This is a genomic window from Streptomyces sp. GL_140 (assembly GCF_057834465.1).
Genome location: NZ_CM174404.1, coordinates 1,423,050 through 1,436,441, shown reverse-complemented (window position 1 = coordinate 1,436,441; position 13,392 = coordinate 1,423,050). Strand labels below are relative to the sequence as shown.

Annotated in this window: 11 protein-coding genes and 1 pseudogene; 7 read left to right on the top strand and 5 right to left on the bottom strand. The window is 71.8% G+C overall.

The features are described from left to right. Positions 1–679: 679 nt before the first annotated feature. Together AC3IYJ_RS06675 and AC3IYJ_RS06670 are read right to left on the bottom strand one after the other, a co-directional pair. Positions 680–844 carry an HNH endonuclease gene (locus tag AC3IYJ_RS06675; protein WP_489400419.1) on the bottom strand — a complete coding sequence of 55 codons (165 nt, stop codon included), beginning with the start codon at positions 842–844 and terminating at the stop codon, positions 680–682. A 949-nt stretch (positions 845–1,793) separates the two neighbouring features. Further along, positions 1,794–3,290, bottom strand: a complete 1,497-nt coding sequence (locus AC3IYJ_RS06670) for a recombinase family protein (protein ID WP_489400418.1) — start codon at positions 3,288–3,290, stop codon at positions 1,794–1,796. A gap of 53 nt (positions 3,291–3,343) precedes the next feature. Here AC3IYJ_RS06670 and AC3IYJ_RS06665 point away from each other — a divergent pair. The 3 genes and pseudogenes from AC3IYJ_RS06665 to AC3IYJ_RS06655 all read left to right on the top strand — a co-directional run. Beyond that, positions 3,344–4,261 (top strand): annotated as a pseudogene (locus AC3IYJ_RS06665) (EF-Tu C-terminal domain-related protein); the annotation flags it as partial. 85 nt (positions 4,262–4,346) lie between these two features. Next, the gene (locus AC3IYJ_RS06660; RefSeq protein WP_489400417.1) at positions 4,347–5,240 is read left to right on the top strand and encodes a patatin-like phospholipase family protein; all 894 of its coding nucleotides are present in this window, start codon (positions 4,347–4,349) and stop codon (positions 5,238–5,240) included. A 67-nt stretch (positions 5,241–5,307) separates the two neighbouring features. Further along, on the top strand, positions 5,308–6,099 hold the full coding sequence (locus AC3IYJ_RS06655) for a spermidine synthase (protein WP_489402717.1): 792 nt from the start codon (positions 5,308–5,310) through the stop codon (positions 6,097–6,099). Here AC3IYJ_RS06655 and AC3IYJ_RS06650 read toward each other — a convergent pair. Together AC3IYJ_RS06650 and AC3IYJ_RS06645 are read right to left on the bottom strand one after the other, a co-directional pair. Further along, the gene (locus tag AC3IYJ_RS06650) at positions 6,086–7,435 is read right to left on the bottom strand and encodes an MFS transporter (protein WP_489400416.1); all 1,350 of its coding nucleotides are present in this window, start codon (positions 7,433–7,435) and stop codon (positions 6,086–6,088) included. The two genes, AC3IYJ_RS06655 and AC3IYJ_RS06650, sit on opposite strands and share 14 nt — an antisense overlap. A 71-nt stretch (positions 7,436–7,506) precedes the next feature. Continuing rightward, on the bottom strand, positions 7,507–8,565 hold the full coding sequence (locus AC3IYJ_RS06645; protein ID WP_489400415.1) for a DUF8017 domain-containing protein: 1,059 nt from the start codon (positions 8,563–8,565) through the stop codon (positions 7,507–7,509). A gap of 95 nt (positions 8,566–8,660) precedes the next feature. Here AC3IYJ_RS06645 and AC3IYJ_RS06640 point away from each other — a divergent pair, with 95 nt between their 5' ends. The 4 genes from AC3IYJ_RS06640 (at position 8,661) to AC3IYJ_RS06625 (ending at position 12,776) form a co-directional block, all read left to right on the top strand. Beyond that, the gene (locus AC3IYJ_RS06640) at positions 8,661–9,113 is read left to right on the top strand and encodes a DUF4442 domain-containing protein (RefSeq protein ID WP_250740213.1); all 453 of its coding nucleotides are present in this window, start codon (positions 8,661–8,663) and stop codon (positions 9,111–9,113) included. Between the two features lie 111 nt (positions 9,114–9,224). Further along, complete coding sequence (locus tag AC3IYJ_RS06635) at positions 9,225–9,377, top strand: DUF2191 domain-containing protein (protein ID WP_330300797.1); 153 nt, start codon at positions 9,225–9,227, stop codon at positions 9,375–9,377. Between the two features lie 156 nt (positions 9,378–9,533). Continuing rightward, the gene (locus AC3IYJ_RS06630) at positions 9,534–12,044 is read left to right on the top strand and encodes a beta-glucosidase family protein (RefSeq protein WP_489400414.1); all 2,511 of its coding nucleotides are present in this window, start codon (positions 9,534–9,536) and stop codon (positions 12,042–12,044) included. Between the two features lie 60 nt (positions 12,045–12,104). Further along, positions 12,105–12,776: a DedA family protein gene (locus AC3IYJ_RS06625; RefSeq protein ID WP_489400413.1), complete on the top strand. Its 672-nt coding sequence runs from the start codon at positions 12,105–12,107 to the stop codon at positions 12,774–12,776. A gap of 55 nt (positions 12,777–12,831) precedes the next feature. Here the strand turns inward: AC3IYJ_RS06625 and AC3IYJ_RS06620 are convergent, their stop codons facing one another. Then, positions 12,832–13,377 carry a gamma carbonic anhydrase family protein gene (locus tag AC3IYJ_RS06620; RefSeq protein WP_489400412.1) on the bottom strand — a complete coding sequence of 182 codons (546 nt, stop codon included), beginning with the start codon at positions 13,375–13,377 and terminating at the stop codon, positions 12,832–12,834. Positions 13,378–13,392: the final 15 nt, after the last annotated feature.

Here is a 13,392-nt window from a genome sequence, read left to right as displayed (position 1 = left end):
TTAAAGAGTGCTTCAATTGATGTCATGAACTCGACATCCGAGACGCGCCCTGCACTCGAACTCCGTTGCGGTGGACTGCACTTGACCATTCAGCGCATCCCCGGATGGCTCCTCGGGCTCGTCACCACCGCAAGCGGAGCCGCAGCAGCCTGGTGGACGACCCACTAACCCAGCGTCCGCCGGCTCGGGTCAGCCAGGGGTACCCGGGTACAGAGCAAGGTGGGCGGGGCCGTCGGGGCATGAGGGGTCACCTCCTGCGGGCACCTCTCGATTACGCAACCCATCGCCAATCGGCTGAGCGGCCTACGGATAGCCTCGAATCGCACCCTCGCGATCATGATGCGTTCCCGCATCCAGGCGTCGTGGAAGCACTACTCCTTGCCTGCAAACCCGCTGGTAGGCGGCGTGCGCCCCCTCGTGCTGCCGCAATCGGTCGGTGCACTGGCGCTGATAGTTATGATCCGTAGTGCGCATTGGGTACAACTCGCGGACCGGAAAAGCCAGTTACTCAGGAGGTCGGAATGACACCCACCCAGACGCGTCCCGTACCGCCCCACATCGAAATTCGATGGGGTGGAGTGCACTTGACGGTGCAGCGCGTGCCCGTGTGGCTCGTGTCGCTTATAGCCACGGCCGCAGGAACCGCCGCCACGTGGTGGGCACACCAGTAGGGCGACCCTCAGAACGGCGGACCCGCGGCCCCGAAGTCCTCGCGCGTCTTGAGCTTGTGGCAGCCCCGACACAGCGTCTGCACGTTGTCGTCTACGTCCTCGCCACCGAGGGCGAGCGGCTGCACATGGTCTATGTCGATGGCCGACGCGAGGACATGCCGACCACAGCGCACGCACTTCCAACGCCCCGACTTCCGGATGATCCGGCGGAGCCGAGCAGCAGCGCTGTTGCCCTGTGCGAGAACAGCCCGACGCTTCCGCCGAGCCCTTACCGCGGGACGGTCCTCGTAAGCCCGGTAGTGGGGCTCACAGCGGCCCCGATGGGTCGCCGGCTCCGGGCAGTCGAGACAGTGCACAGACACCCCCTTGTCGTTGCTCCTGGTGCTCGTTGTCCTCGCCGGCGAGCCGGTCCGGACGGGTTGGGGACCACACGCGCTTCAACCCCTTTCGGCGCGCTCCGAAGAGCGGGTTACTCATGGGCGGTGTGGTCCCCGCATGCGCTGCCTCACGACTCCTGCGGCCACCCCGGTAACGCGGGGTGCGTGGTGCACGGGCAACGCTGGTGAGAGAGCGGGCGCTCGGTCCGCCGGTTTCCCCCGTTGGGTGGGTGCGCGCTAGTCCCGCTCCCTCTCGGAAGTGGTAGGGAGGGACGAATTCTCGCCTGTCGTAGCGGACGGGGCTCGCCGTTCCCTCTTGCGGGAGTAGTAGGGACCGGCGAATTCCTGCACCCTGCCGTAGCGGGTCGAACACCATCGCTCTCGGATCTAAGGGGGATCGAAGGTTTCCGGCCCCCTCGGCGAGCTCGACGCGCTTCACCGCAGTGAGGTTGGCCGCTCTTGCCCCGGTCCTAGTGGAGAGCAGACCTTGCCTGCGGCCCGTTCGGTGATGCTGTGCCGAACGAGGCGGCTGTCTCTCTTCTTCTATATTTTTTTACGTGTTACTAAAAAACCGGTTGTAACCGTCACTACAACACCGCTCGCCCCGCTGTAGGGCAGCCCGGACCGAAGCCCGAGGGTGCGGCCAGCGAGCAGAGCGAGAACGGCCCTGTACGCCCGTCTGCGGGCATAGGAAAGCCCCGGCGGTCCGAAGGGACTACCGGGGCGAGGCGGGCACCATGAGGGGCTACACGGGGTCTCTACCGTCAGTGACTTGAGCCCAGCCGATGTCACATCTGGCGTCACCGTCGAATGGTGCGCCCCGGCGCGATGCTTGCGTCACAGTGATTTGGTCGATGGCCACTCGGAGAAGGTCTCGACGCAGCGAGGTGTCCGCTGCCTCCCATGCCGCCTCAAGCATCTCGTGGTTGTCGAACATGGTGAGGTCCACGCTTAGGCCTGCGTGGCTGGCTGCGTTCTCCTGAGCTGAGCGGAGGGTCTCCTCCGCCTCGCTGACGAGCCGGGGGAAGTGCTTCCCCATAGTCCCGCTGTAGAGCCCGGCTGCCCGGTCGTTGGCGAGCTGTTCAATGGCCGCCTCAGCCGCTTTTACTGCCGCGACGGCTTCCCGTGCGTCCTCGCTCGCTTCGGGAACCGTCAGCGCTGCCCAGCGTTCGGCCACGGCGATCATCAGCGGGTCGAACATCTCGGCGTAGGCCACCTCTGCGAACCAGCGAGAGAAGACGTAGTCCTCTATGCGCTGCCGCATGGCTGAGGCGGGCGCCGGACACGGCTTCCCCATGGCATGGCCGTTGCAGACATACGAGCGGCCCATGGTCGGCATCTTGGAACCGCAGCCAGCGCAGCGCAGGAGATCCGTCAGCAGGTGCGACGCACGCCCAACCCTCGTGCCGAGTGCGCCCCGCTGGTGGCCTGCCTGTACCCGGCGAGCACGTTCGACAGTCTCCGTTGGAACCGGGGCGACGTCAGCAGCCATCACACGCAGGCGCTTGCCAGAAGAATCTCGGTAAGCCACGGGCCACGTGTGTTCGCGTGAGAGGGCAACCACCTGCCAACCCTCATATACGGGATTGGCCACGATCCGGCGAATCGTTGATGCGCCCCAACTGCCGCCCTTGGGGGAAAGGATGCCATCGGCAGTCAGTCCACGAGCCACCGTGCGGGCCGACGTCCCGGCGCCGATTTCCTCCAGGATGCGCAGCACCACATGCCATTGCTCCGCGTGATGCAGCTTGCCGCCCGCGTCCTTGCGTAGTCCGTACGGTGCAGCCGACAGCCACAGTCCCTTCCGGCGTTGTGTGTCCTTGGTGTCGCGTACGCGGTAGGACAGGAGATCGGACGACGACTTGGCCCGCTCGGCATCCATGATGATGCGCTCGCGGTCCCGAGGGTCAGCGCTGTCCAGCCGCTCGTAATCGAAGATCAGACGGGTTCCGGCATCCAGAAGTCCGGCAACCACCCCCGCGCCCTTACGGCTGAACCGGTCCACGGCGTAGCACCAGAGCGCAGGGACTTCCTTACGCTTGAGTGCCGCAAGGGCAAGGTCGAACTCGGGACGCTTCGTGTCGGTCCAAGCGCTGAGGTTGTCCTTCCAGACCTTCCGCACTCGGTATCCGTGCTGGTCGGCCCACGCGCGGCCGCGATCCTCCTGCGTTTGGAAGGTCAGCGCCTCCACGCCCTCCCGCACGATCTTGCTCTTGCGGAGGTACAGGTCTATCTCTTCCACGTTCCCCACCCTGTGACGGTCGGATCACATCATGACAGGGTGCGCCAACCACATACGTCAAGAACATGGTCACGGGCGCGGCCCAGCTCGACGGGGCGATCCTCGTCGTCTCCGCGCTCGACGGGGTCATGCCGCAGACCGCCGAGCACGTGCTCCTCGCCCGGCAGGTCGGCGTCGACCACATCGTGGTGGCCCTGAACAAGGCCGACGCCGGGGACCCCGAGCTCACCGACCTGGTCGAGCTTGAGGTCCGCGAGCTGCTCACGGCCAACGGCTACGGCGGGGACAGCGCCCCGGTCGTACGGGTCTCCGGGCTCGGGGCGCTGGAGGGCGACCCGCGCTGGACCTCGGCGATCGAGGCCCTGCTCGACGCCGTGGACACGTACGTGCCGATGCCCGTGCGGTACACGGACGCGCCGTTCCTGATGCCGGTGGAGAACGTCCTCACCATCACCGGGCGCGGCACCGTGGTCACCGGCGCCGTCGAGCGGGGCACCGTCCGCATGGGCGACCGCGTGGCCCTGCTCGGCGGCGACGGCGAGCCCGTCGAGTCCGTGGTCACCGGGCTGGAGACCTTCGGGAAGCCGATGGAGTCCGCCGAGGCCGGGGACAACGTCGCGCTGCTGCTGCGCGGGGTGCCCCGCGACGCGGTGCGCCGGGGGCACGTGGTGGCCGCGCCCGGCAGCGTCGTGCCCACCCGGCGGTTCACCGCGCGGGTCTACGTCCTGTCCGCCCGTGAGGGCGGTCGCACCACGGCGGTGGCCTCCGGCTACCGGCCGCAGTTCTACATCCGCACCGCCGACGTGGTGGGCGACGTGGACCTGGGCGAGGCGGCCACGGCCCGGCCGGGGGAGACGGTCACCATGACCGTCGAGCTCGGACGGGACGTCCCGCTCGAGAGCGGCCTCGGCTTCGCGATCCGTGAGGGCGGACGCACGGTCGGCGCGGGGACGGTGACCGCGGTCGGGTAGCCGGCGGGGCGGTACCCGTTGTGGTGGCGGTGGTCGGCTTGCGCCAGACTGCCGTCACCACTGGCATGCGGGGAGGGAGCGGTTCATGGGCGGCGACGGCCACGGCGGGACCGATGGCAGGACCGACGGCAAGGGCACGGCGCTGGTGCTCGGCGGCGGCGGGCTGACCGGCGTGGGCTGGGAGGCCGGAATGCTGTACGGGCTAGCCCGCGCGGGCGTCGACCTCTCCGGCGCCGATCTCGTCGTCGGCACCTCGGCGGGCTCGGTCGTCGGCGCGCAGCTCACCTCCGGGCTGCTCACCCCGCAGGAGCTCTACGAGCGTCAGCTCGGCGACCCCGGCGGGGAGCTCCCCGCGAAGCTGGGGACCGGGCTGATCGCGCGGTACGCCGTCGCGATGGTGCGCTCCCGGGACCCGAAGGCCTACCGGCGCCGGGTCGGGGCCATCGCGCTGGCCGCCGACGCCGGTGCGGAGTCGGAGCGCCGCAAGGTGCTGGAGGCCCGGCTGGTCTCGCACGCCTGGCCCGAGCGGCGCCTGGTGGTCGCGGCGGTGGACGCGCTGACCGGCGAACTCGCCGCCTTCGAACGGGGCAGCGCGGCCGGGCTGGTCGACGCCGTCTCGGCGAGCTGCGCCGTACCGGGGGTGTGGCCGCCGGTGACGGTCGCCGGGCGCCGGTTCATCGACGGCGGGATCCGCTCGGCGACCAACGCCGACCTGGCCGCCGGCTACGCCCGCGTGGTGATCCTCGCGCCGATGTCCATGGGCGGCGGGCTCGTCCCCTCGCCGGCCACGCAGGCCGCGCGGCTGCGGGCGGCCGGGGCCAAGGTGGTCCTGATCACCCCGTCGGCGGCGGCCCGCAAGGTCTTCGGGCGCAACGTACTGGACCCGGCCCGGCGCGATCCCGCGGCGCGGGCGGGGCTGGAACAGGCCGCCGGGCACGTCGCGGAGGCTGCCGGTGTCTGGGCGGATCCGGCGGCCTGACAATGGTGCGGTGAGTGACGAACAGATTCCGGTGATCCGGGACGTGGCCCAGGGCACCGCCAAACTGATGCCGGACGTCGACGGGGAGCGGGCTTGGCTCCTCACCGTGGACGGCGCCCCGCAGTCGTACGTGGACCTCGACGACCCGGAGCACCTGGAGTTCGAGTACGTACGCCGCCTCGCGCACGTGCTGGACCGCGTCGGCGGGCCGGGGGCCCCGCTGGACCTGCTGCACCTGGGCGGTGGCGCGCTGACGCTGCCCCGGTACGCGGCGGCGACGCGTCCCGGATCGCGGCAGGACGTGGTCGAGTTCGACGGGGGACTGGTCGAGCTGGTCCGCGAGTTCCTGCCGGTGGCGGACGGCGTGGGGATCACGGTGCACGTCGCCGACGCGCGGGCCTGGCTGGAGGCGGCCCCGGACGCGAGCGCGGACGTGGTGGTGGGGGACGTGTTCGGGGGATCCCGGGTGCCGGCTTCGCTGACCTCCGTGGAGTACGCGCGCCAGGTGGCGCGGGTGCTCAGGCCCGGCGGCGTCTACGTGGCGAACCTCGCGGACGGGGCGCCCTTCGGGTTCCTGCGCGGGCAGCTGGCGAACTTCGCCGCGGTCTTCGGGGAGCTGGGGCTGATCGCGGAGCCGGGGGTGCTGCGGGGCCGGCGGTTCGGGAACGCGGTGCTGCTGGCTTCGGACCGGGAGCTGCCGGTCGCGGCGCTCTCCCGGGCGTGCGCGGGGGACGCGTTTCCCTCCCGGGTGGAGGTGGGGGTGGCGCTGGCCCGCTTGATGCGGGGGGCTCTGCCCGTGGCCGACGCCGACGCGGTGGCTTCGCCCGAGCCGCCGGAGGGGGCGTTCAGCCTCGGCTGAGGTCGGCGGGGCCGGCTGACGCTGCCGCCGCGGGGCTCGGGAGAGGGGCGGGGGCGGGCTCGGGTGCAGGTGCCGGCGCGGGGGGTCTGCGCGTCATGTGGCGGACGTCCGGGACCAGGAGGACGGCCGCGGTGACCACGACGACCAGGGTCGCGCAGCCCCAGAGGGCCGAGGTGCGGCCGATGGCGGATTCGACCGGGCCCGCCACCGCCGTGGCCAGCGGGAGCATCGAGACCGAGCCGAACCAGTCGTAGGCGGAGACCCGGGAGAACTTCTCCTCCGGGATCTCCTGGTGCATGGTCGTCATCCAGCTCACGCCGAACACCTCGATGGCCGTGCCGCTCACGAACATCACCGCGCACAGGCCCCACACCGGCAGCGGCACCGCCAGTCCCGCCGAGGGCAGCGCCAGCGGGAACACGCACAGGGTTCCGACCAGCAGCAGGCGGCGCGGTTTCCACACCATCATCAGGACGGCCCCGCCGATGGTGCCCAGTCCGAAGAAGCCCAGCGCCAGGCCCCAGGGAGCCGGGCCGCCCAGTTGGTCCCGGGCAACCAGGGGACCGTAGACCGCCTCCGCGGCGCCGACGACGGCGACGACGACGGAGAACTGGAGCACGATGCTCCACAGCCAGGGGCGGCTCCTGAACTCCACCCAGCCCTCGCGCAGATCGGCCAGCAGGCCGCCGCCGGCGGTCCGTTCGGCGACGTGGCCGACGTCGAGGAAGGCGCGCAGGGCTCCGGCGACCGCGAAGGCGGCCGCGTCCACGGCCAGGACCCAGCCGGGCCCGATCGCGGCGATCATGGCTCCTCCGAGGGCCGCGCCGCCGATGCCGGCGCCGTTCATCGCCATCCGGAAGAGGGCGAAGGCGCGGTTGGCGTGCTCGCCGGAGACGCTGGAGAGGAGCATGCCCTCGGCGGCGGGGTTGAAGAAGGCCGTACCGGTTCCGCACAGCGCGGTGAGCAGCATCATCTGCCACAGCTGCGGGTCGCCGGCGAGGACCAGCACGGCGAAGGCCGCCTGGGAGAGGCAGTTCAGGATGTTGGCCGCGACCATGACGCGGTGGCGGGGCATCCGGTCGGCTATGGCTCCGCCGATGAGGAGGAAGAGGACGAGCGGCAGGGTGCGGGCGGCGGCCACCAGGCCGACGTCGCCGCCGGAGCCGCCGGCGTCGAGCACGGCGAACGCGGCCGCGATGAGCGCTCCGTGGCTCCCGAGGTTCGTCACGACCGCCGCACCCGTCAGCAGGGTGTAGTTCCGGCCGGCCCAGGCGGGCCGACGCCGGAATACGGACGAACGGGACGCATGGGGGGAGGAGGTGGGGAGAGGGCTCACCCCAGGACTATCCCGGTACCGGGCCGGGAATCCAAACGGATTTCCGGCCCGGATCCGTACGTCGCGGGAGATCAGCCGGTGTTGATGCGGACGCTGCTCAGGATCTTCTCGTAGGTCTCCTGGGTCACTTCGCCCTGGACGTTCGCGGCGCCGTAGAGGACCCAGCTGGAGAGGTCACCCTTGGGGGTCAGGAAGCTGAAGGCGATCGACTTGCCGTCGGAGGAGCACTTGTTCTCCTTGGGCAGCCCGGAGACGGTCGCGGTCGCCATGGAGCCCTTGAGCCCGGAGGCGGTCGTGTAGTCCTTGGGGTCGGAGACCTTGACAGTGCCCTTGGGCGCCTTCTGCGCGTACGCGGCGAACACCCAGTTGCCGGCCTCGTTGCGCGCGGCCTCGGCGAGGTCCTTCGCGCCCTGGCCGCCCTTGGTCCCGGTGCCCGCCAGGGCGGTGGACTCCTCCTTGCCGTCCTTGTTGGCGTCGACCTTGCACCAGTCCTCCTTGAGGAAGGCGGGTGCTCCCATCATGACGAGGGCGGAGCCGTCGTTCTTGACGTCGTCGGAGAAGCCGACGGACATGCCCGAGGACAGGACGTTCCAGTCCGGCGGGACGTCGAAGGCGGTGCCGTACTTCGGGTTGACGACGACCTTCCAGCCCGGGATGCCCGGCTTGACGTCGCCACCGCCGCGCGGGTTGGGGCCCGAGCTCGCCGGGGCCGGGGTGCCGGAGGAGGCCGGGGCGGTGGGGGAGGTGGTCGGCTTGTCGTCCGCCCGGTCGCTCGTGCCCTTGTCCCGGTTCATGACGACCACGCCGGTGACGACGGCCGCCACGACCACCGCGGAGGCCGCGACGATCGCCACGGTCTTCGTCGCGAAGGGGCTCTTGCCGCTCGGCGGCTGGGGCGCGGCGGGCGGCGGAGCCCCCCACTGCTGTACGGGAACGGTCGCAGGCTGCTGGCCCCACTGCTGGGGGGCGGGCGGCTGCTGCGGGTATCCGTAGCCGGGCTGCTGTTCGCCGTACGCCGGCGGCTGCTGCTGGTACGGGTTCGGCGTTCCCGGCTGCTGCTGGTACGGGTTCTGTTGCGCGTCCTGAGGGTTCTGTTCTCCCCCGGGCGGCTGCTGCTGTCCTGGCCACATGGCCGGTAACGATAGTGGGAGCGGGAGCGGGGAGTCACGGCCGCCCCCGTACAGGTATGGCCAATGCCGCTTACCGGTGGGTAACATCGTGTCGCATGAGCGCTGAACAGATGAACGTGGGCGAACTCCTCGCCGCCACCGTGCCGATGGCCAAGACCCTGAACCTCCAGTTCCTGGAGACCACCCCCGAGCGCGCGGTCGTGCGGCTGCCGGACCAGCCCGACTTCCACAACCACCTCGGCGGCCCGCACGCAGGCGCCATGTTCACCCTCGCCGAATCCGCCAGCGGTGCGATCGTCCTGGCCGCCTTCGGCGACCAGCTCTCGCGCGCCGTGCCCCTCGCCGTGAGCGCCGAGATCGGCTACAAGAAGCTCGCCAAGGGCGTCGTCACGGCCACCGCCACGCTCGGCCGCCCCGCCGCCGATGTGGTCGCCGAACTCGACGCGGGCGGCCGCCCCGAGTTCCCCGTCACCATCGCCATCCAGCGCGAAGACGAGGCCGTGACCGGCGAGATGACCGTCGTCTGGACGCTGCGCCCGAACGCGTAACGGCGTGGGCCCGGTGCCGATAGAGTCCCTGCCACACCGGATGGAGGGGGTCTCGTGACGAGCCGGGCCAAGGTCAGCATCAGCCTCGACGCGGAACTCGTCGTGGAGGTCATGGTCCTCGCGGGGATCGGATCGCCCCAGGACGCGGTCGAGGCCGTCGTACGGGACTACATCGCGCGCGGCCACCGCACCGAGGCGCGGGTCCAGCTCCAGGACGAGCCCCGCCGGGACCCCGACACCGCGCAGCCGCCGCCGCAGGGCTGAACGTCGGCCGCGCGATGGCGCGCCTGAGGCGGGCCCGGCCGACGGGCGGCGCACAGTGGGCGGCGGGAGCGGTCCGGCGCGGGCCGCTCCCGCCGACCGGCGTGGCAGGCTCCGCCGTGGACGGCGCCGCCGATGCCCACGCCGCAGGGAGCGCCCATGAGCGAGGCCGTGTCCAGACGCCGGGTGATGGGCCTCCTCGGGGCGGTGGGCGCCGCCCTCGCAGCGGCGGGCTGCGTACCGGCGCCGCCGCCCGGCGCGCAGTCCCGTAGGACCTCCGCCGCGAACGCGCCCAAGGCCGGCAGTGCGGCCAGGGTCGACGGGCTGCTGGGACGGCTCACCCTGGAGGAGAAGACCGTGCTGCTGCACGGAGCCCCCGACCCGGCCCCGCTCGGGCAGGCCGGATACGTGCCCGGCATCCCCCGCCTCGGCATCCCCGCGCTGCGGCTCGCCGACGGACCGGCCGGGGTCGGCACGGGCAAGCCCGCCACCGCGCTGCCCGCCCCCGTACTGCTCGCCTCCGCCTTCGATCCGGCGCTCGCCCGCGAGTACGGCCGGGTCCTCGGACGCGAGGGCCGGGCGCTCGGCCAGGACGTGCTGCTCGCGCCCATGGCCAACCTCATCCGCACCCCGTACGCCGGACGGAACTTCGAGACCTTCGCCGAGGACCCGAAACTCACGGCCGACCTGGTCGCCGAGGTCGTCCGGGGCATCCAGGACGAGGGCCTCATCGCCACCGTCAAGCACTTCGCGCTCAACAACCAGGAGAAGGGCCGCGACACCGTCGACGTGATCGTCGCGGAACAGACCCTCCACGAGACCGAGCTACGGGGCTTCGAAGCCGCCGTGGCGGCCGGCGCGGGCGCGGTGATGGGCGCCTACAACAAGGTCAACGGGGCCTACGCCTGCGAGAGCAGGCCCCTCCTCGACGAACTGCTGCGCGGCCGCTGGGGGTTCGACGGCTGGGTGATGTCCGACTGGGACGCCACGCACAGCACCGTCGCCGCCATCGGCGCCGGCCTCGACATGGAGATGCCCGGCGGCACCCACTACGGAGCCCCCCTGCGCGAGGCGGTGCGCGGCGGCTCCGTCCACGAGAGCGCCGTGAACCTCGCGGTACGCCGCGTCCTGGCCACCATGGACCGCTTCGGGCTGCTCGCCGAGCACCCCGCCGCGCGGCCCGCCCGGGACGCGGCCGCCGGAGCCGGGACCGCCCGCCGGGTGGCCGTGGCCGGCGCGGTCCTGCTGCGCAACGAGCGCGCCACGTTGCCACTGGCGGGAGCGGCCGCCCGCTCGATCGCCGTGATCGGTCCCACCGGCGGAACCCCCTTCGTCAGCGGCGGCGGCAGCGCGCACGTGGTCCCCGACGCGGCCGCCGCCCCCCTCGCCGCGATCCGGCAACGGGCCGGGACCGGCGCCACCGTGCGCTACGCGCTCGGCGAGGACCTGTACGGGCGCCCGCTCCCGGCGAAACTGCTGGCGCCCGGCACCGGCCTCGACGACCGGAAGGTGGACGCCGGGCGCACCTGGAGCTATGAGGGCACCTTCCGGCTCGCGGCCGACGACGAGTGGACCCTGCTCGTCCACTACACCGGGAAACGGCCGGTGGTCAGGCTCGACGGGGAAGAACTGTTCCCGGTGCTCCAAGGCGTGGCCGAGTACTTCGCGGGCGGGCTCCTCGCCGCCGCGCCCGACGGACTCGCCGTGCGCCGCCGCACCCTCGCGCTCAAGGCGGGCGAACACCGGCTCGCCGTCACCGCCGAAGGCGGGCCGCAGGGCCAGCGGCTGCGACTGCGCCACACGACGGGTGCGACCCGCGCCGCCGACCTCGCCGAGGCGGTGAAGACCGCCAAGGAGGCGCACAGCGTGGTGCTGTTCGCCTACGAGGACGCCACCGAGGGGAGCGACCGGACCTCGCTGGGTCTTCCGGGCGGCCAGGCGGCGCTCGTCGAAGCGGTCGCCGCGGCCAATCCGCGGACCACGGTGGTGCTCAACACCTCCTCCAGTACGACGATGCCGTGGCTCTCCCGCACCGGAGCGGTCCTCCAGATGTACTACCCGGGCCAGGAGGGCGCGGGAGCCACCGCCGACGTGCTCTTCGGTGACGCGGACCCGGGCGGCCGGCTCACCCAGACCTTCCCGGCCGACGAGCACGCGCACCCGGTGGGTGGCGACGCCGCCCGCTACCCGGGGGTGGGCGGCCGCCAGGAGTACTCCGAGGGCGTCCACGTGGGCCACCGCTGGTACGACGCGCAGCGGGTGGCTCCGCTGTTCGCCTTCGGGCACGGGCTCTCGTACACGACCTGGGAGTACGAGAAGCTGACCGTCCGGCCGGGGCCCGGGCACGGGCGGGGCAGCGGGCTGCGCGTGGAGTTCACCGTCCGCAACACCGGGCGCCGCAAGGGCACCGAGGTGGCCCAGGTGTACGTGGGCCCGTCACCGGACCTGTCGCTGGAACAGCCGGTGCGCCTGCTGGCCGGCTACCGCAAGCTCACCCTGGAGCCCGGCGCGGCGCAGCGGGTGGTCCTCGACATCGATGCGCGCACGCTGTCCTCGTGGGATCCGGAGCAGCACGCGTGGGTGGTGGGTTCCGGTCGTCGGGAAGTGTTCGCCGGTCGTTCCTCGCGCGAACTGCCGCTGCGGGCAAAGGCTGTGGTGGCGACCGGATAGGCTGCCCGTTCGGCCTGTCACAGGGGGCGGGCCGGGCGAACAACTCGGGAGGACGTACCGGTGCACATCCAGGAATGGCTGGAGACGATTCCGGCGGTCAGCATCTACCTCCTGGTGGGGCTCGTCATCGGGGTCGAGAGCCTCGGAATTCCGCTGCCGGGAGAGATCGTTCTGGTCAGCGCCGCGCTGCTGGCCTCGCAGCAGGGTCATATCGACCCCGTGGTGCTGGGCGCCTGCGCGACCGTCGGGGCGATCGTGGGCGACTCGATCGGCTACGCGATCGGGCGCAAGGGCGGGAAGCCGCTGCTCGAGCGGCTCGGGCGGCGCTTCCCCAAGCACTTCGGGCCGGACCAGGTGGCCGTCGCGGAGCGCTCCTTCGAGAAGTGGGGCATGTGGGCCGTCTTCTTCGGCCGGTTCGTGGCGCTGCTGCGGATCTTCGCGGGGCCGCTGGCGGGCGTGCTGCACATGCCGTACTGGCGGTTCCTCATCGCGAACGTCCTCGGCGGAATCCTGTGGGCGGGCGGTACGACGGCCGTGATCTACACCATCGGGGTCGTCGCCGAGCCGTGGCTCAAGGGGTTCTCGTGGGTGGCGCTCGCGGTGGCGCTGCTGTTCGGGATCGCGGTGACGGTGGTGGTGCGCGGCCGGATGAAGAAGGCGGCCGCGGCGGCGCGCGCCGAGGCTTCCCAGGAGTCGTCCACGGCCTCTTCCGCGGCCGTGCTCACCGACTGAGTGGCCCTTCCCCCGCCCGCCCCGCCACGGGTGAGTGGGGCGGGGCGGGGGATCCTCACGCGTCCGGGGTCACCGAGGCGCGGTGCTGCTTGGCCAGCTCGGTGTACATCAGGGCGTTCACCTTGATGCCCTCGCGCTCCTCCTCGGTCAGCTCGCGCCGGACCTTCGCCGGGACACCGGCGACCAGCGAGCCGGGCGGGACGACCATGCCCTGCGGGACCAGCGCCTGGGCCGCCACCAGCGAGCCCGCGCCGATCACCGCGCCGTTGAGGACCGTCGCGCCCATGCCGATCAGGCAGTCGTCCTCGACCGTGCAGCCGTGCACGACGGCGTTGTGGCCGATGGAGACGCGCTCGCCGATGGAGACCGGGAAACCGGGGTCCACGTGCACGGTGCAGTTGTCCTGCACGTTGCTGTCGGCGCCCAGGGTGATCGGACCGCAGTCCGCGCGCAGCACCGCGGAGTACCAGATGCTCGCGCCCGCGCCCAGCCGTACGTCGCCCACGACCACGGATGTGGGCGCCGTGAAGGCGGAGGGGTCGATCTCGGGGTTCTTCCCGTTGACACCCGCCACGAGTGCCCGGGCCGCCTGCTGCGTCATGTGTTCTCTTCCTCA